Annotated in this window: 28 protein-coding genes; all 28 read right to left on the bottom strand. The window is 39.5% G+C overall.

Going from position 1 to position 25,863, the window contains the following annotated elements:
• Position 1: 1 nt before the first annotated feature.
• Positions 2-757, bottom strand: a complete 756-nt coding sequence (locus tag F608_RS0124020) for a hypothetical protein (protein WP_022668276.1) — start codon at positions 755-757, stop codon at positions 2-4.
• Positions 758-781: 24 nt separating this feature from the next.
• Positions 782-1,636: an alpha/beta fold hydrolase gene (locus F608_RS0124015; RefSeq protein ID WP_161626893.1), complete on the bottom strand. Its 855-nt coding sequence runs from the start codon at positions 1,634-1,636 to the stop codon at positions 782-784.
• Positions 1,637-1,688: 52 nt separating this feature from the next.
• The gene (locus F608_RS0124010) at positions 1,689-2,414 is read right to left on the bottom strand and encodes an IS5 family transposase (protein WP_084681237.1); all 726 of its coding nucleotides are present in this window, start codon (positions 2,412-2,414) and stop codon (positions 1,689-1,691) included.
• Between the two features lie 115 nt (positions 2,415-2,529).
• Positions 2,530-3,813, bottom strand: coding sequence for an acyl-CoA reductase (locus tag F608_RS0124005; protein ID WP_022668274.1), 1,284 nt, complete (start codon positions 3,811-3,813; stop codon positions 2,530-2,532).
• Positions 3,814-3,871: 58 nt separating this feature from the next.
• A complete protein-coding gene (locus F608_RS35930; protein ID WP_084681236.1) occupies positions 3,872-4,687 on the bottom strand; it encodes an AAC(3) family N-acetyltransferase in 816 nt (271 codons plus the stop codon).
• A gap of 66 nt (positions 4,688-4,753) precedes the next feature.
• Positions 4,754-5,443 (bottom strand): nucleotidyltransferase family protein, encoded by a 690-nt coding sequence (locus F608_RS0124000; protein WP_022668272.1) that lies wholly within the window; start codon positions 5,441-5,443, stop codon positions 4,754-4,756.
• Position 5,444: 1 nt separating this feature from the next.
• Positions 5,445-6,443 (bottom strand): GHMP family kinase ATP-binding protein, encoded by a 999-nt coding sequence (locus F608_RS0123995; protein WP_022668271.1) that lies wholly within the window; start codon positions 6,441-6,443, stop codon positions 5,445-5,447.
• Positions 6,444-6,489: 46 nt separating this feature from the next.
• Positions 6,490-7,410, bottom strand: coding sequence for a GNAT family N-acetyltransferase (locus F608_RS0123990; RefSeq protein WP_022668270.1), 921 nt, complete (start codon positions 7,408-7,410; stop codon positions 6,490-6,492).
• Positions 7,411-7,428: 18 nt separating this feature from the next.
• Positions 7,429-7,947: a dTDP-4-dehydrorhamnose 3,5-epimerase family protein gene (locus tag F608_RS0123985; protein ID WP_022668269.1), complete on the bottom strand. Its 519-nt coding sequence runs from the start codon at positions 7,945-7,947 to the stop codon at positions 7,429-7,431.
• Positions 7,947-8,942 (bottom strand): NAD-dependent epimerase/dehydratase family protein, encoded by a 996-nt coding sequence (locus F608_RS0123980; protein ID WP_022668268.1) that lies wholly within the window; start codon positions 8,940-8,942, stop codon positions 7,947-7,949. The genes F608_RS0123985 and F608_RS0123980 overlap by 1 nt, the downstream gene beginning before the upstream one ends.
• A gap of 33 nt (positions 8,943-8,975) precedes the next feature.
• Complete coding sequence (locus F608_RS0123975) at positions 8,976-10,064, bottom strand: FkbM family methyltransferase (protein WP_153307574.1); 1,089 nt, start codon at positions 10,062-10,064, stop codon at positions 8,976-8,978.
• Positions 10,013-11,002 (bottom strand): NAD-dependent epimerase/dehydratase family protein, encoded by a 990-nt coding sequence (locus tag F608_RS0123970; RefSeq protein ID WP_022668266.1) that lies wholly within the window; start codon positions 11,000-11,002, stop codon positions 10,013-10,015. Before F608_RS0123970 ends, F608_RS0123975 begins: the two co-directional genes overlap by 52 nt.
• A complete protein-coding gene (locus F608_RS33185; RefSeq protein ID WP_022668265.1) occupies positions 10,995-11,864 on the bottom strand; it encodes a transketolase family protein in 870 nt (289 codons plus the stop codon). Before F608_RS33185 ends, F608_RS0123970 begins: the two co-directional genes overlap by 8 nt.
• A complete protein-coding gene (locus F608_RS0123960) occupies positions 11,848-12,630 on the bottom strand; it encodes a transketolase (RefSeq protein WP_022668264.1) in 783 nt (260 codons plus the stop codon). The genes F608_RS33185 and F608_RS0123960 overlap by 17 nt, the downstream gene beginning before the upstream one ends.
• Complete coding sequence (locus F608_RS0123955) at positions 12,630-13,388, bottom strand: crotonobetainyl-CoA--carnitine CoA-transferase (RefSeq protein ID WP_027363072.1); 759 nt, start codon at positions 13,386-13,388, stop codon at positions 12,630-12,632. Before F608_RS0123955 ends, F608_RS0123960 begins: the two co-directional genes overlap by 1 nt.
• Positions 13,385-14,362, bottom strand: a complete 978-nt coding sequence (locus tag F608_RS0123950; protein WP_027363071.1) for an NAD-dependent epimerase/dehydratase family protein — start codon at positions 14,360-14,362, stop codon at positions 13,385-13,387. Before F608_RS0123950 ends, F608_RS0123955 begins: the two co-directional genes overlap by 4 nt.
• Positions 14,363-14,381: 19 nt before the next feature.
• On the bottom strand, positions 14,382-14,951 hold the full coding sequence (locus F608_RS35310) for an NUDIX hydrolase (RefSeq protein WP_022668261.1): 570 nt from the start codon (positions 14,949-14,951) through the stop codon (positions 14,382-14,384).
• 34 nt (positions 14,952-14,985) lie between these two features.
• A complete protein-coding gene (locus tag F608_RS0123940) occupies positions 14,986-16,005 on the bottom strand; it encodes a GDP-mannose 4,6-dehydratase (RefSeq protein WP_022668260.1) in 1,020 nt (339 codons plus the stop codon).
• The gene (locus tag F608_RS35305; protein WP_022668259.1) at positions 16,002-16,925 is read right to left on the bottom strand and encodes an FkbM family methyltransferase; all 924 of its coding nucleotides are present in this window, start codon (positions 16,923-16,925) and stop codon (positions 16,002-16,004) included. The genes F608_RS0123940 and F608_RS35305 overlap by 4 nt, the downstream gene beginning before the upstream one ends.
• A gap of 52 nt (positions 16,926-16,977) precedes the next feature.
• A complete protein-coding gene (locus F608_RS0123930) occupies positions 16,978-18,096 on the bottom strand; it encodes a hypothetical protein (protein WP_022668258.1) in 1,119 nt (372 codons plus the stop codon).
• Positions 18,097-18,125: 29 nt separating this feature from the next.
• A complete protein-coding gene (locus F608_RS0123925; protein ID WP_022668257.1) occupies positions 18,126-19,958 on the bottom strand; it encodes a carbamoyltransferase family protein in 1,833 nt (610 codons plus the stop codon).
• Positions 19,959-19,961: 3 nt separating this feature from the next.
• Positions 19,962-20,111: a DUF5989 family protein gene (locus F608_RS37010; protein WP_244154320.1), complete on the bottom strand. Its 150-nt coding sequence runs from the start codon at positions 20,109-20,111 to the stop codon at positions 19,962-19,964.
• Positions 20,112-20,124: 13 nt separating this feature from the next.
• Positions 20,125-20,529, bottom strand: coding sequence for an SxtJ family membrane protein (locus F608_RS0123915; RefSeq protein ID WP_022668256.1), 405 nt, complete (start codon positions 20,527-20,529; stop codon positions 20,125-20,127).
• A 35-nt stretch (positions 20,530-20,564) separates the two neighbouring features.
• Complete coding sequence (locus tag F608_RS0123910; protein WP_022668255.1) at positions 20,565-21,368, bottom strand: cytidylyltransferase domain-containing protein; 804 nt, start codon at positions 21,366-21,368, stop codon at positions 20,565-20,567.
• A gap of 1 nt (position 21,369) precedes the next feature.
• The gene (locus tag F608_RS0123905) at positions 21,370-22,383 is read right to left on the bottom strand and encodes an N-acetylneuraminate synthase family protein (protein WP_022668254.1); all 1,014 of its coding nucleotides are present in this window, start codon (positions 22,381-22,383) and stop codon (positions 21,370-21,372) included.
• 90 nt (positions 22,384-22,473) lie between these two features.
• Positions 22,474-23,532, bottom strand: a complete 1,059-nt coding sequence (locus F608_RS0123900; RefSeq protein ID WP_022668253.1) for a nucleotidyltransferase family protein — start codon at positions 23,530-23,532, stop codon at positions 22,474-22,476.
• Between the two features lie 28 nt (positions 23,533-23,560).
• Positions 23,561-24,733 (bottom strand): UDP-N-acetylglucosamine 2-epimerase, encoded by a 1,173-nt coding sequence (gene neuC / locus F608_RS0123895; RefSeq protein ID WP_022668252.1) that lies wholly within the window; start codon positions 24,731-24,733, stop codon positions 23,561-23,563.
• A 93-nt stretch (positions 24,734-24,826) separates the two neighbouring features.
• The gene (gene neuB, locus F608_RS0123890; RefSeq protein ID WP_022668251.1) at positions 24,827-25,858 is read right to left on the bottom strand and encodes an N-acetylneuraminate synthase; all 1,032 of its coding nucleotides are present in this window, start codon (positions 25,856-25,858) and stop codon (positions 24,827-24,829) included.
• Between the last annotated feature and the right edge of the window lie 5 nt (positions 25,859-25,863).

Here is a 25,863-nt window from a genome sequence, read left to right as displayed (position 1 = left end):
TTTATGATAATTCAATAAAAAAGCAGATTTGAAAAAAATGCTTCAGTTCTTTCCCTTCCAACTCAGCCTCTTTGATCTCAAAACGATGATTTTTTAAATCAACAATTTTAGGTGCTCCAAAGCTTACTTTTTCTGCTTTTAAGACCTCGTCATCTGAAAGGAATGGAAACTTTTTTATATAAGCCCACCGGACCCTTTTTGACCAGGATTCCTCTGGGAAACAACTGACAGTAAGTTGCCTGTTGATCTCATTAACGCCTCTAATTAAATCAACAAAATCATTTATATTTTGTAATCTTCCAAAAGAGTTCTTCTCATTAACGCAGCTCACTTCCCGGACGTAATCAGCTGCGTTATATTCTGGCAATCTCCAATTAATGGGATCCATAGAAGAGAACAATAAACTGGTATATTTTTCACCATTTATCTGCATGTCAAGACGCGCCTGGGCTTCTCCTAATCTGGGATGCCTACTGGCATTCTCTGTTTTCATGCTTTCGGCAGTGGCATGATTGGCAAACTGACGAATAATCCTAAATTGCCTGATTTGAGCAGTTGAGCTATCTTTATACGGATGAGCCATATGAATACTTTTTAGCATACCTTCAATCATAGAAGATCCATGTGTATAATCTCGATGTCCCAAATATGGATACGCCATTTTTAATGCGGCTTCAGAAACTCCAATTGAGTCCTCTGGAATTGGCGATTTTGACTCTACTATTTTACTCTTATCTATAATTTCAGGATCAATCATAAATTCCTCTATAGTATCAAAATGTTAAACAGGTTGATTTGGATCCTTTTTGACACTAATTAATTTATCCGCATTTCTATTTAAAATACTCGATATAAAATAAATTAAATACGTTTCAAACAATTTTGGTTTTTCTTCATGAAGACAATGCCCTGCATCCTCTAATTCTGCGATCTCCACATTGCTAAATCTGCTTTTTAAATCCTCTATATTCTCAATGGGCAGAATCAAATCTTTTTTCCCCCAAACAACCAGACATGGGATCGATATCTCATGAGAGCCAGACCATTTTGGGAATTTCTTAATTTTTAATAACGCTTTAGGGGTTTTCAAACCGATGGCTTTGAACATATCAAAATCCTGAGGCATTAAAACCCTCGGGTTATGATATGAGTACAACATGAATCCCTTTTCTACTTTTTTGGGGGGACGTACATTTCCAGGAATGGCAGGTGCTACTAATACAACAGCTTTTGTTCTATAATAATATTTCTGCACAAAATATTGACAAAGCAGACCTCCAAATGAATGACCAATTAATACAGCTTCTTTTATCGCATTAAATTTTAAAAATTCATTTATAACATCTGCATAGACACCAATATTCCCATTCTTTTTCATATCTGACTCTGAACATCCAAACCCAGGCAGATCCAACGCAATATACCTAAATCCACTTACTTGATTCTTAAACAAAAATCTCCATGTATAAAAGGACGCGTTAAAACCATGAACTAACACTAATGGGAAACCCTTTCCCGTCTCAATCCAGAATATTTTTTTATTATTGATTCGATTAAAATGATAACTTATTTTGTAGGTATCACACCAAGATGAGACCTTATCTGGTATGGGATCAGCCGATTTTGATTGTTTCAATCTCAAACCTGAAAAAATACAAGGACTTGATTAGGGGCTGTTTCTAAATAAATCATTGCAACCAGACCAAGCAAGAAGCCATGAGCACCATCGCATGGTACCTGCTGGCCAATTTTTCATATCGAATCGAAACTCGACGATACGACTTTATTTTTGCAAAAAAACATTCCACTAAATGGCGTTCTTTGTAGGTATGTTTATCAATTTTTCTCTGGACCTTTCTATTGGCCTTTGACGGAATAATCACTTTGCAGCCTGCTGACTCTGCAAGTTCAATGAGTTTATCCGCATCATAAGCCCTATCTGCAAGGAATTGGTCTGTTTTTATACCTGAGATCAATTCACACGAAGGGACCATGTCGTGCACATTTCCACCGGTCAGCTTGATTCGAAGAGGATTCCCAAGGCCATCAACCACAGCATGAATTTTTGTGGTCAGGCCTCCTTTACTTCTCCCTATAGCCTGTGAATATTGGCCTCCCTGTGCTCCACAGCCATGTTGATGAACTTTTACATAGGAACCATCTATCATTAGGGATTCTTTATCCCAATCTCTCACAAGCCCTTCAAAAAGATCTTTCCATGCTGCAATGGTGGTCCACTTGGCAAATCTTTTATAAACGGTTTGCCAAGGCCCAAATTCCTTTGGCAAATCTCGCCAAGGAGCTCCTGTTTTCAAAATCCATAAAATTCCGTTAAACATTAGCCGATTATCCTTGGGCTTCCGCCCCGTGTCTCTTTTTTCTGTGATGATAAAATCGGTTCGATCTGTACCCACTTCTCATCTGAAATAGCATGCCTGTTCATAAACAGAACGAAATCATGGGATATTTCAAATGTCTATATTTTTTTAACTTTTTTAGAAACAGCTCTTAGTAAAATCAGATATAAAACTATTTTTGAGTTGGTCTGGTCGTCCAGCGAATAAGGTATTGAGGCAGTGCAAACCCATCCCAGGGTATTTCAAACTGAGTCATGGCACCAATCGGGGTAAAGCGATGAACACCTGCTGCACCTAAAACATCCGTCAATCTTTCAAAGGATTCTGTATCAGCCTCAATACCGACAGATTGGATGTTATCTGGTAAGATTTTAATGAGTTCTTCATCAGACGGAAGTTTTCTAACATATACCAGCCTATTGCCTATGGCAGGACCTAATTGTATCATATCATCGCTTAAAATTGAGAATTCAGATCCTTCTGAATACCATGCATCATGAAACATGTCATATCGTGTGCGCATTTTTACAATTGCCTGAACTTCATTCTGCGACGGCATACGCTTGGGAATTCTTTTTAATGTTTCCTCCATAGCATCCTTCAGAACCATACAAAACCTTTTAATAGCTTCACTACTGTCTGTATCCAAAAATATGGTATGCGGCGAGGCACATGCTTTTTGCTCGAAAACGGAAATATCATGGGCAATTAACCTTGCTATTGCCGGCATCCTGTCTTCCGACAGTTTTTCCTCACCCACAACTGCAAATGACGTTCTATCAGGAAAAACAAGGTCCGTACATGTAGGCTTAACTGGTAATCTTTTGATTGATGCAGTACTCTGATCTCCTCCCCAAATTATCCGATTGTCAGCAGAAAGAGATAACTCTTCTGCTATTTTTTTATCGTTATAATCGTAACGAACTATTGCTACGGAACTCGCCATAATATAACCGATTTCATCTATCTGGCTGAGGTGGTGCATCAAATCAGCTAACATTAAATCAGCTAAACTATTAATTCGTACGATATTAGAATTTTTCGTTAATACTCCAGATACGAGAGAAAGCAGGCCCAGTGTGGGCACATTCCCAGCCATCCAATGGACGACATTGCCCTTAGGAAAAGCTCTGATTTCTCTATTTTTTACGTTCTTTCTTGGTTTATAGCAATCAAGAACCGTTATATCTCCGAAAGTATCATTAAAAATGGCTTTTACATTACCACTCCCACACCATCTTCCTAAAAAGGGAACACCAGAGTCAGGATATTTTTTCAGTAATTTACTGGATCTGTTTAGAATAGAGGCTGCAAATGATTCTAGCGTATCCAACAACTTTACAATGCTGATTTTGGTAAGTTGAGACCGATTATAATCCAGAATGGATAATATCTGGCTTAAGCCCATCTTTTTTTTATTTGCTTTCTGCCCGTTGATCCAGTCGACGTCAATCATTTAGCCTTCCTATTGTTCAATCATGGATTATTTATGGGTTGATTTATTGAATACTATATTATTTTCTCCAGGGCCTGCTACCAACAGGAGGAGGAAAATTTAGCCACCCATAAATATTATCGCGTAAATACTCTGTAGCAGCGCTACAAAAATCACGGCAACGATACCCATATACCAATCCCCGCCCAAGTTTTGCCTGGTTGATTTTCCGACCGGAAGAGTAATAATGTTTGAAGATATTTTCATTTATATTACTATTCTTTTTTAATCCCAGCCCACGGTACCAGACATGGGTATAAAATAACTCCTTTTTTATTTGACGATTCCTTTGAAGCACCGGATGATGAAATTCTTTGGTATATCTGTAAGGCACGCCCATCAGCATTTCAATATGGTGTATATAGCTGCAAGTCCAACGAGGTTCCAGGCCTATACTTAGATATAACGGATCAAATTCTAATAAACGGGCTTTTGGTGATTCTAATCCAAAAGAATGACGGCTTACGTTTTTGCATATTCCATCAGAATGGGCGCCAATAGCTGTATATGAATTGAAGGGATGAAAGCTTCGGACTGCACCCTTCTGCTGCCTTACGAATTCGGTAAACACCCCCATCTCACTTGGTGTATTTGAGATATCAAATGGCTTATCTGTGTTTGTCAAGGATCCAGTCGCCGTTGAAACCACAATCGTTCCAACAGATAAATCAATCAAATCAGCCAGCGCATTAAAATGAGCTGAAACCAGATTCAAACCATTGGAGGACTCATATCCACCCAAATAGCGCAGATCTGTTTTAACCAGCACAACGCTTCCTTTTGATACACCGACATTATTGTATGATTTTACTATATCATCATAATTATAGCCCATAGCTGGCCTCAAACCTTTGCAGATCGATTCACTTTAAATATAGTTGATTGCATGATAAAATTTTCTCTATCTGGAGAAATACTTTCTTGCTAAGTCATAACGGATAGGCGTTCCAATATCCAAAACACGACTGTCCACAGGATAGGCAAAGAAATTCTCCCCTGCAATAGAGGGGAAAATATTCTTCTCAAGGGAACACTTTAAATTTTTCGGAATTCTTTTTAGTACCCGCTTGTTAAACAAATAGACTCCGGCATTTATGAAGCCTTCTTCCGGACTTTCTTTTTTTTCCTCGAAATTATTAATTCTGTACGAATCATCAAAACCTATTAGCCCATAATCCTTTATGTCCTTTGATTTTGTAACCGCAACAGATACTTCGGATTTATTTCTATGATGAAAAGCTTTAAACGTTTCTAGGTCAACCGGGCAAAAAGAATCACCATTCATTACCAAAAAATCCTCTGTCAGGATATGTTTTTCAGCCTTTCTGACCGCCCCTCCTGTTCCAAGAGCCGACTTTTCAATTGAGAACACCATTTTATAAGGCAAATCTGAATAACGATAATAGTCAGCCAAATATTCCCACATATGCCCGGCACAGAGGATAAAACGGTTGTGCCCAAAGGAAGCGGCATACTCGATTAATTTATCCAGAAACGGGCGCCCGTTTATCTCCGCCATTGGCTTGGGGCGATCTTTAACCACGGACTTTAAACGAGTCCCTTTGCCGCCAACAAGCAATAGAACATCCATTTCAAAAAAAATCCTGGGTTGAGTACATTATTATCTGGCTGCCAAGGCTGTCAAAACCAAAAGGTACATGAAGCAGTTGGCTTAATCTCTTTCTAACGTTTTGCTGTTTATTGGACGGAACATAAAAAATTATAAACCCCCCCCCTCCCGCACCACACAGTTTTCCGCCAAGGGCTCCTGCACTTATTGCGGTCTCATAAATATCATCAATATCCTTGTTTGAAATTAAACCGGTTAGTTCCCTCTTGATCATCCAGGACTCATGGAGCAGTTTACCAAAATCATCTATGCTTTTTGAGCTGCCATTCAATATGGAACAGGCCTCATCTACGAACCCCTTCATTTCGTTAAGCTCTTTTGTTCTTTCCGGTGTGAGACGAATTTGTTCTCCGGCAATATTTGAAGCCGTTCTTGCAAAACCTGTAAAAAACAACAAAAGATTATCCTGAAGAATACTTTTTTTACTTTCGGAAATGGTTATCGGATTAACAAAGAATTCTCTTTCCCCGCCGAATTCAATCCTGTTTAATCCCCCAAATGCTGCGGCCACTTGATCTTGTGAACCGACATTTTCTCTGGCCATTTCCTGTTCAATATAGATCGCCTCTCTTCCCAACTGCCTTTTGGTTGTCATCTTTCCCCGCAACGCATACAAGGCGTTTAGAAAGCCTACGGTAAAAGCAGAGCTTGATCCAACCCCTGAACGTGCAGGGATATCACTTGTATGGACCATTTCCACCCCTTGTTCAATGTTGCATAGTTTAAGGCATTCCCTTACTGTCGGGTGCTGGATTTGAGAAACGTCATTGACGGTTTCCCGTTTGGTATAACGAATCCGGTATTTATAATCGAAAAAAGGCGGTAAAAACCTGCAATTGATATAACAATATTTGTTTATAGTTGTGCTTAATACTGCACCGTTATGTTCTTTATAAAAGGCAGGGTAATCTGTACCGCCGCCAAAAAATGATATGCGAAAAGGTGTTCTGGTGATAATCATAAAGCGTCCTGTAATAAAATTGAGACAAATAAGAATGGATAAAGTATCAATAGTTTGTAGCGTCACATTGAGCTAATTCCCATTGCGAAAGGTCATATAGATGAGACAATTTCTCTGAAAATACTTTGATCAAAAAAAAACATTCAGAACCCGTTTCAGTAAAACCAGCTTTTTCCGCCCCAGCTCGCAAGCCAGTTCCGGGAACGGCCCATAAATTCGACTTTGAACCATTTGCGTTTTTGATCTCACTGTTCGCTAATCTTAAAAGTGTATTGATTTTTTTGGAAGATCCCTCTGAATATCCAAATTCAACAAGATCGCCAGAGCATTGATTTGTTATTGGATCACGGTAAAGCTTATATATTAGAAACTCCCCTGTATCCAATGTTATACTTGAGTATTCATTAACGGGGCTTTTCACATACCGCCAATCTCGGAATTTCTTATCTTTTTTAAAAACAGCCTTTTTGTTGTCAAAATCTATAAACTTTGAGGTTGCTGTCACCGGATGACTATATCCCGGATAAAGGGCACAGTCCCATTTTTCTAAATCTAACTCTAAGGATTTCAAAACCCCGACGGCTTTCATGTCAAAAGAAAACAGGCATGGTTCCCAGGCATTTTTATTGGCAAAAACACAAATGAGATCAAGATCGTTAAAATAGCTGATTGCCATTTGCCCTAACCTTTTCATGTGTCCTAAATTCCTCCATTCCGGACTAATGTTTATCCATGAGAGCTGCCCGACTTTAAATCCACCCGGCAGAAATCTTTTTTGAATGCCAAACATTCCTATTAATTCATCCCCTGAAAAACATCCAAAAGCCACTGAAGGAAATATGTTTTTAAAGCATTGCCAATCTATAAACTTTTCAGATCTTTTAATCCTGTAAATTGAATGCGCCAGATGAACTATTGATAAGAGATCATGCGGCGTAAGTTCCCGATAAACAAATTTACCCACCATTTGAATGCTTTCTTCCTGTTATTTTGCAAAATAACCTGATTCATCCCGCATTGAAAGAATTGGACTTTTGGTAGGCCACCATATTTTAAATCGGGGGTCGTCCCATTTATAGGTGAATTGGGCATCAGGATTATAATATTGTGACTGCTTGTAATGAAAAATGGCTGTATCACTTAAAACCAAATGACCATTTCCATGGTTTGGCGGAATAAGAACCTGATGTCGATTTCGAGATGATAATGTAAACGATTCCCATTGTCCAAAAAATGAAGATTTCTCATCACAATTAACTACTACCAGATAAAATTTCCCGTGAAGGCAGGAAACGAGTTTCCATGTTTTTGAATCCCCGTGCAATCCGCGCAGAACATTTTTGTTTGAAACAGAGATATCGTCTTCCACAAACTTTACATCGACAACGTTTTTTAAATATTGTTCTTCACTATATGTCATGATGTATTCACCCCGGAAATCCTCAAACACCGAGGGTTTAATCAATTTTACACCAGTGAGTTTTGTTTGTTCAACCTTGAGCATCAATTATCTCCAGTAAAGTAATTTTTCTTTTTCAGATATTCTTGCTGATTTTTTATGAACCACTCCCACGTCTCTTTCAATCCCTGTGCCAAAGGTGTCCCAGGATCATATCCAATCCACTCTCTCGCCCTTGTAATGTCCATAACCCGCTTTGGATACCCTGAAGGTTTGGAAGTATCAAACTCATAGTCAAAATCCAAAAAACTATGAAGGGCTTCAACCAGTTCTTTAATGGTGATTCCGTTTCCACCGCAACCAAGATTTACAAACTCGCCTTTTGTGCCATGATACAACGCCAGTATCGTCCCCTCGGCAACATCCCGGGAATAAACAAAATCCCTTATGGCAGACCCATCACCCCACACGATCACAGGGTTTTCCTTTTTATAGATTCTATACATAAGCGTAGGTATAACCATGGCATTTTCCGGATCAAAATTATCCCCAGGGCCATAGACATTACAGGGCCTGACAATGGCATAACTATCCAGTCCGTATTGGGTCAGATAGGCTTTAATCTGGAGTTCAGCCATCCTCTTTGCCCAGCCGGCCAAATCCATAGGCTCCGAGTTGATACTATAATCTTCTTCTTTAAAGATTTCTCCTGAGGAATATGCACCGATGGAGCTTGTATAAACAAATTTTTGCACTTGATTCAGGCGGCAGGCTTCAAGAACATTTGTATTAAACATTAAAGTTGGTACAAAATGCGCTGCAGGCATTGTCGTTGAGACCTTTGCTGAACCTTTGATTCCGGCCAGATGAAACACGTAATCAATCCCTTTTGTAACGTCTTTACAAAAAGAAAACTCCGTCAAATCACCGGTTATATGCTCTGCTCTATCATCTACTGTAATCTGGTCAAGAGACACAATTTTTACTATTGCACCTGCATCACAGAGACTCTTAACTATTTGCCGTCCTATCAGGCCTGTGCCGCCTGTTACAAGAATATCCTTTTCTTTAAAACTCTGCATCACTTTTTCTGGAATCATCATTTTTCCTTTTTGAATAAATCGCTTTTATTGTTAAAAAATACTAATGTTGTCTATATTGTTGTTGGAAACATGTGAATCAACAAATTTTTTTGCCAGTAAATACTGTTTCTCAGGGAACTCCTGGCAATCCTCTATAAACTGCATCAAATCCTGCTCATACCTTTTCTTTCCGGCAGACGCCAGCTCAAGCACAATATCAACCAAAACTTCCTTTTCAGATCTGCTATGGTAAAAAGAATCTATCAACTCCAGCGCAAAGTCGTAATATTTTGTCAATATAGCAGCTAAAAGAAGTGAACAACGTTGTCTTTCTGTAAAATTATTTACTTTGTTTGACTCAGATAAGGGATCTTTAAAATAAAGAGCATCTGCCCAAATGATCCGTTCCTCAGTATCATACGACGTCCGGTCTATTTTTTTTGCTGAAATATAGTTTGGATAAAAGCCGTACAGCCGAAATCCTTTTTGGTTTAAAAAAAGATCCAATTCAGAAAAAGTTCGTTGCCCTTCATACATTTTGAGCAATTCTGTTTCACACCAGAGGGCCACACACTGCTCATCCAAAGTTTTCAAACCGCCTTTTAATATTTCATATTCAAGTCCTTGGCAGTCTAATTTTATGAATTCACCTAAATTACCCCCAAAATCGGTATGTTGAAAAACTATATTATCAAGGGTCTCTGTCCTGACCTCCACCTCTCGATCCATCATAAATCCTTTAACCTCATATCGCTCGGTAAGCATTTTACGAGGTTTAAGAACAGATGAATTCACTGCACTCTTGGTTAAGTAGAGTTTGGAATTACCGTTCCTATCTCCTAAAGCTGTATTAAATAGGCTGATTTTACCAAAAACCCTATTTTTCCGAAAATCCTGGAACAGTACCTCATAGGCGGATTGATCCGGTTCAAAGCAAGTACAATGTGTCAGAGAAGCAACTGGTAATATTATTGGGTGTATACCGCCTGCAGAACCTGCATCAACAAACCCAAACGGGCTTTCTTTAAATGCTTGATACAGGGTTGTTCTTTGAAACTGAGGATTTTGTGAGAGTGTATTTGCTTGGCTCATGCCCCCGCCTTTACTAAAGAATCCTTGTTCTCCTGCTTGAGATACCACTCAAAAGTATCCTCAAGTCCTTTTGATAACGAGATTTCAGGCTCAAATCCTAAAATTTTCTTAGCTTTTATCGTCTCAACCATACGTTTAGGAATAGTAGTTGGTTTTGAATCGTCGAATTGGACTTCAACTTTGTCATGCTTTGCGGCGTTTAGAATTATCTCAACAATCTCTTTGATCGACGTCGTTTTTCCATAACCAATATTTACTGGATCACATACGGCGTGTTTCTCCAACAAAACAAGGCAACCTCTTACAAGATCTGTTACATGTAAAAAATCTCGTATCTCATCGCCTGTCCCCCAAACAACAAAAGGGTTCTCTTTTGAAACGGCTCTCCTAATAAGCGCAGGTATTACATGACTGGTAACAGGATCAAAATCATCATGCCGTCCATAAACAGCGGTTGGTCTGCAAATCGCAACGCCAATCGATGATTTTGAAGAGACAAACCGGCTTAGTATCTCAATATATCTCCGCATCCACCCATATCCAAAATAAATCTCCGGAGGATGGTCTGTCCACATTTCTTCCTCTTTAATAGGATAATCAGCCAAAGGATAGGCTGTTGTTCCACTAGAAAAGACCAAAATTCTTTTTATTTCTTTTATCATTGCAGCCTCAAGGATACGGGCCGTTAAAATGAGATTCGTTGAAATTGCAGACATGGGATTTGCAACCGTAGTCCCGGCTGCGGAAACTGCCCCGGCAGCATGAAAGACATAATCAACGCCTTCGCAACATCGAATACAATCCTCTAAAGATTCAAGATTTCCTGAAATATATTCTACTTTTTCATTTTTTATTGCTGGTGTTCTTCTATGGACCGGCACCCTGACATTCGCACCGGCAGCAACCAGCGCCTCCACAAAGTGAGTCCCGACAAATCCCGTGCCGCCTGTAACCAGAACCTTTTTACCGCTATAAAAATCAGTCATTCTCTAATCTCCTTATCACTGCATTGCGAATACCTTCAGTATTTAATTGTAATTTATTGCGAACATCATCCACAGTTCCGTACGTAGTCATAAATTCTCGGAAATATCCATGATAATATACACGAAGGCCCTGAACCTCATTGACAGCTTCCCACAAGCCTGTTGCATCATGGATCACGAGGAATGTTGTCCCCCTGTATTTTTCAATCAATTCACGGTCAATAGGCGAGATTGTATGAAAATAAAGAAGATTTGCATCCAGATCAGCCACAGCATCCCTGACATTACCCAAAATCGGGCCTGCTGTGACAATGGTTAATGACGCATTTTTGTCAAAGACTTCAACACCTTTGCCAAATTCCACCGGCAGACTGATATCATGGGGTTTATCAGACAGTCTAAAATAAGTCGGGTTTCCGTTATTGTAACACTGCCGCACCAGTTCATCTGCCTCTTTTTCAGACCCAGGCTGCAGCACCTCCATACCAGGCAATTGACGTAAAATGCCAATATCCGTGTATGCATGATGGGTAGCGCCATCCCAGGCATAATCAAAAGATGCACCACATGACACTACGTTCACTCCGAACTTATTGTAACACATGTCAAGCTTTATCTGTTCATAGCTCCGTTCTGTTACAAAGGGTGCAATCGTATGAACAAAAGGGGTTAACCCTCGGGCTGCCAAACCCGCACCAACCGAGATAAGCGTGTTTTCACAAATTCCCATATTGTAAAACCGGTCCGGATACTTTTCAGAATAGTCCCTAAACAGATAAACGCTCACATCCCCTAAAACCATAACGATGGAATCATCCCCATCAGCAAGATTCATTATCGTATTTTTAAACTGTCCGCGCATCCAATTCTCCTATCATCTGCTTCAATTCTTCATCCGTTGGGGAACGGCGATGCCAAGCATATTGATTTTCGGTTAAAAGGGCTGAGCCATAACCCTTGACTGTATTACACACAATAACCTTATAGGAATCGGTCGGGGCATTCAGGGCTTTTTTTATGGCACCAATATCATGACCATCCACTTCATGTACCGATGCCCCGAAAGAAGTAAATTTTTCAGCAGGGTTTTTAATTTGAAGCCCGCGCCCATGGGACATATTGTTATCATATAAAACTGTGTAATTGGACAGACCCTGGTCCGCTGCTACCAGCATACTCTCCCAAACCGTCCCTTCATTGCTTTCCCCGTCCCCGATCAAGGTATATACTTTAGTATTCCTCTTTTTTATTTTCTCAGCCAATGCCATTCCTGCAGCCACATTGACCCCATGTCCCAAAGATCCGGTCGATACTTCAACGCCAGAAACTTTGTGCCTGTCAGCATGACACCCGAAATCCGATCCGTGCAAACCAAACCGGTTTACCCTTTCAATCGGGAAATAACCATAATGAGCCAGGACCGTGTAATGGGCCAATGCTGCATGCCCCTTGCTCAAAACAAACAGATCCCTTTCTTCCCACTCGGGAATCAAAGGATCATGTTTCATAACCTCATATAAGGAATACAACATTTCAACAATTGAAAAACAGGTTGGGATATGCCCATGCCCGCTTTCATAGGAAATCTGAAGAATCTGTTTTCTGATATTTATGCAATCCGGAGTCATTATTCTATCACCGCGTATGAAATTCTCGCGGTCATGGGGAATCGTTTGATCCGCAAATTGGTTATCCCTATTGTTTCCATGAGAGCTATCGTTTCCCCGGGGAAAATATCATCGCACAGTTCATCAAAAACCAAAACACTGCCCTTGAAAAGTCTTGGCTTTACTATTTCTAAAGCAGCTTTTGTCGGTTTGTAGATATCAAAATCGAAAATAGCCAACGATATAATTGATTCGGGATGCTGTTGAAAATAGTTTGGAATAGTTTCTATGGCATCGCCCTTAACAAGTTCAAATTTTTCAAGGTGTGATATAGGGTTCAGCTGTTCTTGCAAACTCAATATCTTTCTTAAGTATCTTTCATAATCAGTTTCCACTGAAAAGGATCCATCTTCACAATTGCATCTTTTCCCGTCTTTATCGCAGATCCCTTTAAAGCCTTCAAAAGTATCAAAACCAACAATTTTTCGATGTCTGTTAAAAGGTTCAAAGATACCACGAAGCGCAGACATCAAAGATAAGGTTTGTCCCCAGCGGACACCGAACTCAGCTATAATTCCATGAGTTTCCACTATTTTTTTATAAATTTCATAGAAAAAAAGCACTCTGGATAAATTTTTAGAGGTCAAATACAGACCCAAATTTGAAAGGATCTCATCATCCGGGATGGGCGTATTTTTTAATAAATCCGAGAATACTGCCTGGGCATCCTTTTCTTCCGAGCTTGAAAGAACAATTGCATCGTGTTTACCGGTTTTCATCTTGTCCATGTCTCCATATTTTGTTCCCACCAGAGAGTGGTTTTTTTAATGCCTCTTGTTATACTATGCCGTGGTTTCCAATTCACCGTCGATTTGATTTTATTGCAGTCAAGGGCCCTGAAACCTATTGTCTGGGGGGAATTTTCACTGTACTTCACAGCATTTGGTTTATGATCCGCGGCCAGCAATGCTGCATCAACGACCTCCCCCACAGTGACAATATCACCGTAGCCAAGATTAAAGATATCAAATTTTATATCTTCCTGAGATAGAAGCAAAATAACAGCTTCTGCAAAATCTTCAGCATAAATGACATCCCTGGCCACATCTGGGCTCCCCCATACTTCAAAGGGTTCCATCTTGGAGACCGCCTTTCGAATTAATGCTGGAATGAAATTTGATTTTTGTGGATCAAATCGTGCATAAGGGCCGTATATGTTTGCACATCTTGCAATGATGATTTCTATACCATATTTTTCGTGCCAGAATCGGCAAAATTTTTCTGCCGAACGTTTGGCCCAGCCAACCCCTAAATAGGAAAAATGAGGATCTTCGTTAAAATCCAACTGCTCTTCTTTTATATAGCCGTCAAACGCCTGGTACACTGTTGCACTGGATAAATAAATGATCCTTTTTACGCCTGCAGAGTATAACCCCTCCAACATCAACGCATCCATCACAAGGTTGTCTGTCATTTGCCTCTGGGGGGATGATTGAGCAGCACCAGCCCCACCTGTCGAAGCTGCTGCCATAATGGCCCAAGGGCATCCCTCTAACAGATCTCCATAGTCTGTTGAGCGGTCCAGCAAATCAACCTGAACATAATGAACCCGTTCATGCTCCATAAATGGCGTAGTCCTATTGTAAGCCGCTTTAATATAAATCCCTGGATACATATCTAAAAGATGGTGTATCAAATGCGTGCCGACCAAACCTGTAGATCCGGCAAGAAAAATTTTGTTAGGAACTGCCATTTTTTTTAGAAAACAAGTCTCATAAATGAAACTTGCCCATGGATAGAAGATATCTGGATATTACGGCGATTGGCGTCGTAACATAAATGTCACCACTTGATATTCTCGAACAGATCTCGGTAAATTTTAGTATTTCAACCTTATCAATTTCCTGATCATGCCCTTTCTTATGCATGACGTCTTCTTCTGAAAGATCTACTTTATACACATAGAGCAACTCAGGATTTCTATTCGGGGCTCCGGCAACAGGCAGAATTGGCTGAAATCGACGGCAATCCTCAACTTGAATTCCTGTCTCCTCAAACAACTCCCTGGCAGCCGCCCTTAATGGTGTCTCATTGACTTTTGCACCCCCCGCAGGAAGTTCCAATGCACTATCTGCAATCACCGGTCTTTTCACCTTCACCATGACGATAGAATGCTTTGCCACAACCGGTAGGATTATCACTTGGGGAGATATATACTCTACCGTATAGTATCCTCCCCGGTCCCTTACAGTAAACCAATTATTGGTATGGCAAGTTTTGACCGGCTGCAATCTATGGCACTGCGGAGATAACAGCCTTGGGTCGTTCTTTTTTGTACCCATTAAAACTTATCCGAATTTAGTGGAGAAAACGGCCTCATCTTGTCAGAAAAACCCTTCCTGACTTGACCCTGCGCCGCCAATAATCAAGAAGATCCTTCATGGTTTTTTCAAAAGGAATTTCAGGTTTCCAACCTGTATGAGCTTTAAATTTTGTGATATCTGGAACCTGCAAATCCGCATCAAGAGGCCTGAGACGATTTGTTTCTGTTTCTATTTTGATATCTTTCCGGGTTGACAGGGACACCAAATAACTAAGCATCTCACCAACAGTACAGCTATAGCTACCCCCGATATTATAACACTCCCCTGGTATTGGATTTTTAGTTACCAGCATATAATATGCGCGCACGGCATCTCGAACATCTGACCATGTTCTCAAAGAATCAAGGTTTCCGGTTTTTACAATCGGCGGAATCGTCCCATTTTCAATCATTGCAATTTGTTTGGCAAAGGTAGATTCTGCAAACACATCTCCCCGTCTAGGACCCGTGTGAGTAAACATGCGGGTTACAACGACCTTCTGGCCATATGCCTCTGCATGAAACTGGCCGATCATGTCTGTTCCGATCTTTGAAATCGAGTAGGGAGATGCTGGATGGAAAGAGCATTTCTCATTAATGGGCAGCTTTTCTCTTGGAACCCTGCCAAACACCTCAGATGAGGAACACACATGAATGACTGGATCCGCATCTTTACAATGCCTGATCGCTTCAAGAAGCCTTTCCGTGCCCAGAATATTTGTATCAAGCGTAAGCAGGGGAGAGGTGAAACTGGTTGTCGGATAACTTTGGGCTGCCAAATGAAAGACGTAATCAGGCAGGCTTGTTTCTATAACCTTTTGTAAAGATAAATAATCACATAGATCTCCATCCAGAAAATAAAGCCGGTCTTTTTTATTTGCACGCTCTATAAGATGCTCAACATTATCCAATGGACTGCGCCATCGGCACACGCCGTAAATATCCCAGTGAGTATTTTCAAGGAGAAAATCAACAAGATGGGAACCAACCATTCCTGTTACGCCTGTTATCAAAGCCTTAGGCTTTCTGCTCATAATTTTGAGTCTCCAGCTTCTGTTAAATTTGCCCCTTTTCTTAATGAAAGGTTCATTCTATCAATGCCGCCTATTCTATTTCTTTTAGCCACGATTATACCATCCACAGAATACGATTCTAAAGGGCGGACACCAGCAACGATCAGATAATCAAATTTTCTCAGTTCAATTAAACAATTTGAATGCAACTCCTCACCATGTGTTGAAATAAAGACCCAATCAACCGATTTTGAATTAAACAAATTCTTAGCCCCTCTCAACATATCCAATTCATATCCTTGTATATCAGCGTGCAACAGATGGATATGGTCAATTCCCTCTTTACGAACAAAATCATCTATACATACAGTGGGCACACCATTAGGCATAACACCACTTTCCTCACCTATACCGCAATGTCTGAATTCGCCACACATGCTGTTCAGTTTGAAATTATTCTTTCCACTTTCCAGGTTAAACTCATCCGGCTCAAGCATAAAGTTTCTGGCATTGGTAACATTTTTATTGAACCACATGGAATAAAAGCTCCAAAATGCACCCAATTCTACCATAACACTTCCCGGCGCCATTTCCTGAAGAACCGCTTGAAAAACCCTTTCCTCCTGGGGCTCATGAACACCTCGGTTCGCATGCATTAAAATGGCTTCTTCAAATCCATAGTAACTTCCTGCATTGATCCGCAACCCGTTGTGCATAATCTGTTTTCCCTTTTGAATCAAACCGGCATTGGGAACTCTATCGATGAACTCATTATCAGGGGCCTCACATACAAGTTTCACCCGCTGTTTCCATTTATCTGAAATACCGTAATTCAATATCAATCTGTCAAATAAACCCGACGGGATAACTTTATGGGCAACAAATTTCCGTAAAAAAGGCGCGTATTTCAATACGCTTCTAGCAGTTGATATAATAGCCATATTTGTAAATCTCCAATTTAGAGAGATCGTTTAGTCAATGAAGTTTAAGGCCTTAGCGGCCCTCGTAAAAAGTTGTAAAATAACGGACCAGGACTTCATGCCCGTTTTTATTCCAATGTCCATCTGCTGAATTAAACAACTTAACCCCTTGATTCATCTTCTTTGCTTCGCTGAAAAAAGATTCTAGTTTATAAAATTTCACTCCCAGTTTCTTAAAATCATCTAGCATATAATTTTCAAGTCGATTTTGGCTGATCATTCTATCACCCAATCCTTTATAATTAGGTAAACCGCGAATGCCTTGGATTTCATCTTTCCATGCATATCCCATAGGCGTTAAAAAAACATTTAATTGAATGTTTTTTGACGCCAGAAAATCATTTATTTGGGATACGATCTGAAGCGTTCTCTCATAATAATTCTTGCGATTTAAGGGCCAATCATTTTTGTCATTCTCACAATAAGGCTGAATTACATCTTTAAGAAAGGATTTTTTACCTGTTTTCTCGGCTTTAAATAATTTTTCCGCCTTTTTTAAAACCGAGGTAATTAACAACTTACTTTTCAAATGATTAAAGATAGACACCTTTTGATTTTTCGATTTATAACAGATTGGAATCTCACCATAAAACACAGCTTGTCTGCCATATTTCTCATCACCCCAAAAATCATTAATACACAAAAAAATATTTACCTCATCAGGTTTGAGGGAAATTCCTTTATGATACAGCCAGGAAAATTCAACTATTGGAGACCAACTGCTTATTCCATGTGAAATAAACTCTACCCTGCTACCAAAATATTCATTCAATTTTTCACTGAAAGTGTCTTCAAATTGAACTTCATCGGCTTGTATAAAAGAGTCTCCAAGGAAAATGACCCTGTAACTCTTTTTTTGTTTTAATTCCGGCCCTCTAATTCCGATCGAATTGATAGAAACGACGGCAGGAGGATAATTATCCTCACCAGTTGCATAATTTGTAAATAATGCATTGGGCAGATAATCATGATGAGTGTAATTATTGTAGTGTATAATACCCGTAAAATTGTCCTTTGGAACTAAAAACATATAAAAAAGATGTAACAGTTCAACAACTGTGATGAAGATTACACTCATAAAGATAACAACACAAAATTTGGTCTTAATATCTAACTTTGAAAAACTATTCATATCCCAATGCTTTTAAAAGCATATAAAAACTAATCTAATGTATATTTATCATTATAGTTTGAAATCAAAGCCTGTTCCTGCTCATCCTTTTTTAGGATGCAATTCCCGATAACCAGCATATCGATTTCAGTTCCCATGAAGCATCGAAAAGCATCCTCAGGGTCACACACGATTGGTTCTCCACGTACATTAAAAGAAGTATTCACCAGAACAGGGCAGCCCGTTTTTTCTCTGAATTTGCATATTAAGTCGAAATACATTGGATTCGTTTTTTTGTGCACTGTCTGGATACGCGCTGAGTAATCCACATGGGTGACAGCAGGTATTTCTGACCGTTTGGTATTTAGTTTTTCGATACCAAACAAGGAGGTTTCTTCCATTGTCAGTTGGTACTGCTTATTCCGCTTAACCTCATCAACCAATAACATATAAGGACTGTCATAATTCAATTCAAACCAATCGGATAAATCTTCCCTGAGTACAGAAGGCGCAAACGGACGAAAACTTTCACGATATTTTATCTTAAGGTTTAAGGTTTTTTGCATAGTTTCAGATTTAGGATTCCCCAGAATTGAACGGTTCCCTAATGCCCTGGGGCCGAATTCCATACGTCCTTGAAACCACCCAACCGCTTTCCCTTCTGAAAGCGCTTGGGCAGTTTGTTCTAACAAATCTTGGTAAGAAACCGTTTCGAACCTTGCACCGCAACCAATTAAATCCTGTTCAATAGATTTTTGATTGAAAGCTGGTCCCAAATAAGCACCCTTCATTGAATCAACAGGATTTATTGCACGAGGTTTATTCAGTTCACTATACCATAGACCTAAAGCAGAGCCGATAGCGCCTCCAGCATCTCCAGCAGCTGGTTGTATCCATAAATCTTTAAAGGACTTCGCCTTCAATATTTTACCATTCACTACACAATTGAGAGCCACTCCCCCAGCCATGCATAAATTAGGTATATCATATTCTTTTGAAAGCGCTGTAGTCATGGTCATCACTATGTCTTCAGTTGCGGCCTGTATTGAAGCCGCAATATCCATATGGAACTGACTTAATTCTGATTCGGGCTTTCTAACGGGTTGACCGAACAATTCTTCAAATTTTTCATTGGTCATTGTCAGTCCGGTAGCATAGTTGAAATATGACTGATCCAAACAATAGGAACCATCTGCTTTTAAGTCGACAAGCTTTTCAAATATCAGATTCTTATATTTGGGTTCGCCATAAGGAGCTAAACCCATAAGCTTATATTCGCCACTATTAACCCTGAAACCTGTATAATATGTGAATGACGAATAAAGTAATCCGATTGAGTGCGGAAAACGTATCTCCTTAACAATCTCAAGATGATTGCCTCTGCCGATTCCTACCGAAGTGGTCGCCCATTCACCAACCCCATCAATAGTCAAAACCACTGCTTCTTCAAAAGGGGACGGATAAAATGCACTTGCAGCATGACTAAAATGATGCTCACTGAAGAATAATTGTCCCGGCACAAATCCCTTAGCAAGACTCTTTAGCTCTTTTAAAAGTATCGGTTTTAGAAAAAGCTTCTCTCGAAGCCAGATAGGCATGGCTCTACAAAATGAATTGATACCATTTGGCACGTTTCTTACATAGGTTTCCAGCAACCGCTCGAACTTGAGAAATGGTTTATCGTAAAATACTGCATATTCCACTTGATCGAGAGTTAAACGCCCTTCTGCCAACACATAATTAATCGCATTTTTCGGATAGCTAGAGTCGTGTTTTCGCCGCGTAAAACGTTCTTCTTGTGCGGCTGCAATAATTTCTCCATCAACGATAAGTGCAGAAGCACTATCATGATAAAACGCCGATATTCCTAAAATCGCGGTCACTTATTAGAATAAAGTATAAATAAATGGGGCTACGGCTGAACCTTGGGTCAAAAAGACAATCCCACCAAAAAGAAACATAATCAACAATATGGGAAGGAGCCAAATTTTTTTCCTAACCCTTAAAAATTTCCAAAATTCTTTTACAAAAGACAATACGCCCCCCTCCTCAAAATTGATCTTTCATTGAACAATCAGTGGAATTCCGTTCAACCCAATATGAACCATTCTTTAGATTATTTCCTTTTGACGAAAAATCAGGTTTAAAAAACTTAAGGATAAAACCCGTCGGCATAACGGCGATAAAATAAATGAGTGCCATAGCAACAGGAGAAAATATAAAACCGAGCCTCATACCAATATTATGCCATATTTTATTTGGTACTGACAATGCTTTTGGCGTATACAAAGCTGCCACAACAAAAAACAGTGCTGTGAGCAAAGCCCACAAGCGTACACTGTTTCCGTCCAGGGTCGGATCTAAACCGATGAGACCAAAAACAGCTGCTAAGACAAGACCAAACGATCTTTCAGAACTGATTTTTACTTCAATATGAGGTTTAAACTCTGACAAACCGGCCTCTGATGTAAATTCTATTCATAACTCAATTAGACTGAATAAATTTGATTCTTTACCTTTAAAATATGGTCATGATGGCTTTTGAAAAAGTCGTCAATCTGGATCCGTTTTTCTTCTGTAAGACTTGCTTGAACCACGCATGAATTTATATCCTTCATATCAGGCTGTCCAATAAGCAGATTCTGCAAGTCCGGTTCTTCGATCACATAATCCGGTGGATAACTATTATAAATTTTTTTAAAAAACATGAAATCTAGGGGTTCATCCAAAGTAACGCGTTCCACCGGAATCGCATCTTCTTTTTTTACCGGGTACTCAACCACATTAAAAATTTCCGGTCTATTAATCAAACTGCCCCAGATCTCGGTATCAATCTCCTGCTTAACTTTACAAATAACTTGTAAGGCCTTTGTCTTGATGGCATAGATGTTCATCCCAACCGGCAGGCCGGTTGTAACAGCAAAATCAATTGAAGGGTCCTGTTTAACCATATCGCAAAGGATGTTGGCGTAATAAATTGAAAACAATGGATTATCTGCTGTAATGCCGATAAAATAATCCATATGATAAAATATAGCAGCATCATGCAATCTCATTAACACATCGTCTGGATGGCCGTTAAAATAGTAAATATCCTGATCGGCAGCAATTCTTACAAGAGGCAGATCCTGGCTCTCTTTAGACGTACAAAGCACAATTTCATCAATCCCTGAAACTGATTTTGCCCGCTCTATTACCCGCTCTATTACTGTTTTGCCATTCAAGGGCAATAATAGTTTCAATTTAAGTCTGGTCGATTTCAATCGTGCTGTTATTAGAAAACCTGTTTTCATTCTAACCTTCCTTATCTTCCTTAGCAAAATGCTCTTTCAACAAGACTTGCCCCTTTTTCAAGCTGATCTGAACCATTTTCCCCATATTTTCAAGGACATCTGTCTGAGATAAGTCTGAAACCTGCTTTGTCCGTTTGAACGAATACATATTCTTATTAATCTTCTGTCCGGCTGATATATCCGTGTTTGCAACAGCAGCTTTTTTCATTGGACCGTAAACAGAGTAGTCTTTTTCTCCTTGATTCATTTTCAATAAACCATTTCCGTCACAAGCAGATAGAAGATCAAGCTTCTCTTTGATTTCATTAAACATATCAACACTGACTGCAGCAGACCAGTCGACTCGCTCCTCACCGTATGCTGTCGTAACGTGCTTTTCTATGTAATCCATACCCAATGCAGCACCGAATAAGGTTATCAATATATTGTCCGGTTCGTCCCAAGCCGTATGATCAGCATAGCCAAACTGGAATTCCGGAAACAATTTCATAACTTTTCTCATTTTACTGAAATTGATGTCTTTATATTTTGTTGGGAAATTTTGGAAGCCAAACATTAAAACTATATTATGATGATCCATTGCATAGATGGCATTTTCAATCTCTTCAAGGGAAGAGCCGCCCGCACCCAATATAACCTTGGTCTCTCTGGAAATATTTTGCTTTAAACAATTCAAAAGATTCATGTCGTTTAGACAAGTAGAATGTATTTCAACATGGCCGGGGTTAAACTGCATTCCGAATTCAATTGAATGGGTATCATTAAAAAGAAACATCAGATCTTTACTGCCGGAAAGAATTAAATTTATAAGTTCGCGCCATTCTTTTCTTGTAAACATCCATTCCTTCAACGTGCTATATGCCGGATGATCGGCATCCATATATTCAGATAATTCTAAGGTAATATGAAGTTTTATGATATCTGCACAGGCTTTGGCTCCTATTTCTGATACCAATTTTTTCATAAAACTGAAATTTCCTTGGTGATGCCACGCTGTTTCTGCAATCAAGTTCATTGAAAACCCCTTAGTATTTCAACGGTCCATTTTTTAGAGGATATGTCATTATCACTATCTCACTTAATCAAAACGATTTGATCTAAACCATTAGAGGCTTTCAATTATTTTTATGGCTTTGCGATATTCCGACCATTGACCGACATCTATCCATGAACTGTCGCTGACAGGGTACACACCTATCGAACCACCATTATCATGGAGACTCTCCATTAAATGCGTTATATGAAAAATACCATGGTCCGGTATAAATGATAAAATATCAGGATTCAGGACATACAAGCCTGTATTCACCAAAAAATTATATTCAGGTTTTTCTCTTATTCGCTTTAAACTGCCGGATCCATTCAGTTCACAGACGCCGTATGGGATATTGTATTGTTTTGTTGCTGCAACCAAAGTGATGTCGTATTCATTCTTTATATGAAAGCGGTAAATATCAGAATAATCAGCTTCGATAATGATATCGCAATTGGAAACAAAAAAAGATTGTTCCAGTTTACCTTGAAGTAACTTTAAACTTCCGGCAGTACCTCTGAACTCTTTCTCTTGAGCAAAGTCTATTTTATAATCATATTCTTTCTCTTCAAAATAGGCTCGCATTATTTTTGCCATATAGTTAATCGTAAAAAAAAATTGATTGGCTCCAAACGCACGAAACCGTTCAATGATGTGATCAATAACAGGTTTATCGCCAACTGGGATAAGTGGTTTGGGCAGAACTTTGGTAAAGGGTTCAAGCCGAGTGCCTTTTCCTCCGGCCATAATCACTACCGGAGCGCTAATTTTGTTTCCTGCCCCGCCCAAAAGATTGCCGAAAGCTTTTTCCCAGGTAATATAATCAATAACAACTCTTTCATTATTAAGAATGGGGATCAGATCAATCTTATGGTCTGTTAAAATTTTCCTTAGATTGTCTTTGTCAAAATCTTTTTGAAAAATAAAATAAGGATCAGGATTGTAGACCGTTTCAATACTATCTGTCAGTTGTTTGTTCTTTAATATATGACGCCTGATATCTCCGTCAGTCAAAGATCCGATCAGCTTTTTATCCTGATCAACAACAAGAAGAACCTTTTCTGCTGTTTTGTTTAAGACCTCCATGGCCTCTTTGACAGTTGTCTTTGATTGGATCGTAATATTTTTCATGTTCTTGTTTTCATCAACTTTAAAGAATTTAATTCAGGTCATAAAACGTTTTCTTGACTATATGCTTTAAATCAGTTGTTTTTAAACGGCTTGCTATCTTCCTGCATGTATCCTCTTTTTCGTAAGGGTTTGTCGTGCCGGCCAAAGCTCCCCTAAATTCAGACGAAATAGCCTTTTTTAAAGCCTTCTGAATAGACGATGGCGTAGGGTCGCAGTTAATGACACTTTTCGCCTGAATCCTTCCCTTTTGCCTGTCGCCAATATTTATTGTCGGGGTCAGTAAACTTGGGGCTTCAATGATTCCACTGGAGGAATTCCCAACAACCGCGATTGCATGCTTCATTGCGCTTAGATATCTTAGTTGCCCAAGGGATTTAAATGAAATGGAATTCTTCGGGTTTTCGTCAGTATATAAGTCGATAAGATCATTAATAATTCTGCCGTCTGTATCAGCGTTGGATTTAGTGAAAATAGTTTTTATTGGATGGCTTGACTCTGATGTAAACTGATGCAAAGCAGCAAGTAAATTTGCAAACTGCTTCTCAGCGCTGGCATCTTCCAATGTGACTGGATGAAAGCAGACCAAAAGGCCATAACCCCCAAAACAAAAACCGATGTCCTCCTCTAACTCCTGTTTCCCCATCAGTGGAAGCCTTTTGATATTTTCAATACCAATAGCCCCAACATTGAATACTCTGCTTGGATGCTCGCCAAGCTGGATGACCCGCCTTCGATACTCATCACAACTTGTAAAATGGATATGGCTCATTTTGGTTATTGAGTGGCGGATCGGCTCATCAATAACCCCGTAAGTCGCCTCTCCACCATGAAGATGTGAAATGGGAACACGACTGATCATACACGCTTGGGCCATGGCCAGGCTTTCAAACCTATCCCCCAGGATTACTACTATATTGGGCTTCAACCGTTCCAATGCTTCGCAATAACCAATCATTGCTAAACCCATAGATTTGGCAATACCAATAGAAGTATCAGAACTAAGCAGCATTTCGACTTTTTCATCTATTTTGAAACCATCTGACTCAATTATCTTATAGGTAAGTCCAAATTCAGGGGAAAGATGCATGGCACTAACAAGTAACTGAAGATCTAAATCAGGATCTTTCTGTATTTCTTCCATAAGGGGTTTTAAGAGACCATACTCCGCTCTTGTTCCAGTAAAAACACAAACCGTACGCATTTTTTACATTATCTCCCTCAGCAACATAATCTATCCCGCGTAGTTGCATCCGGCTATGGCAGCATTTAAATTGTACAAACCGTCTATCTACCTTCAACTTTTGTAAAAACTGGGGAAATAAATCATCTCATCTTTATTATATGCTTTTAGTGCCTTTCTTCCTATAACCTTATCCCAGTATCTTGGGCTTATCCCGGTACCGGGCCGCTTAACACCTATATTATTACTGCTTAAAATTTCGTCTTTTTCTATTCTCCTGATGGCCACAATACTTTTCCGGACAATCTCTTTGTTTTTAAGCTCTGAGGAGGTATGCCTTTTAACGCCATCACCAATGGCTATTTCAATATTCTTTACAGCCTTGATCATGGCAGCCAATTCCTCTGGTTCCAAAGAAGACTTGTGATCAGGACCTGGCAAATCATTGTCCAGTGTAAAATGTTTTTCAATGATTTCTGCGCCCATGGCGGCGGCGGCAATGGGGACCTCAATACCTTTTGTATGATCAGAATACCCCACATGTATTTGTGGGAAAACCTCCTTTATTGTCTGCATTGCTTTGAGGTTCACATCCTGCATGGGTGTCGGGTACTGTGTGTTGCAGTGAAGGACAGTTATCATATCCGGTGTTATCCCAGAAGTTAAGAAGATATCAAGGGCTTCGCTAATTTCGACTAAATCGGCCATGCCTGTTGATAGAATGATTTCCTGCCCAAGAGAAGCAATTTTTCGAAGATATGGGATATTGGTAATTTCTCCCGATGGAATCTTCCATTTTTTTAAGCCCAATTTTACTAATAACTCAATACTACTTAAATCGAACGGTGTTGATAGGAATTCAATCCGTTCTGATCTGCAAGTTTCCATCAATTCAATGTGAGATTTAAAAGACAATTCATACTTTTTAAGCATCTCAAATTGTGTTTCTGTTTTACGGGTTGAATTGATTTGATAGTCGGCCTTGCCAGCCTCTCTTGTGACCATGTCTCTTGGACTGAAGGTTTGAAATTTAACAGCATCGGCCCCTGATATGGCTGCCACTTGCACCATCTTCTTTGCCATTTCCAGAGAGCCGTTGTGATTCACTCCAGCTTCAGCGATGATAAATATATGATGAGGATACAATAGGA

Source organism: Desulfospira joergensenii DSM 10085 (genome assembly GCF_000420085.1).
GTDB classification, from domain to species: Bacteria; Desulfobacterota; Desulfobacteria; order Desulfobacterales; family Desulfobacteraceae; genus Desulfospira; species Desulfospira joergensenii.
Note: the sequence above shows the minus strand (reverse complement) of the source record. Positions and strands in the feature narration are given on the sequence as shown.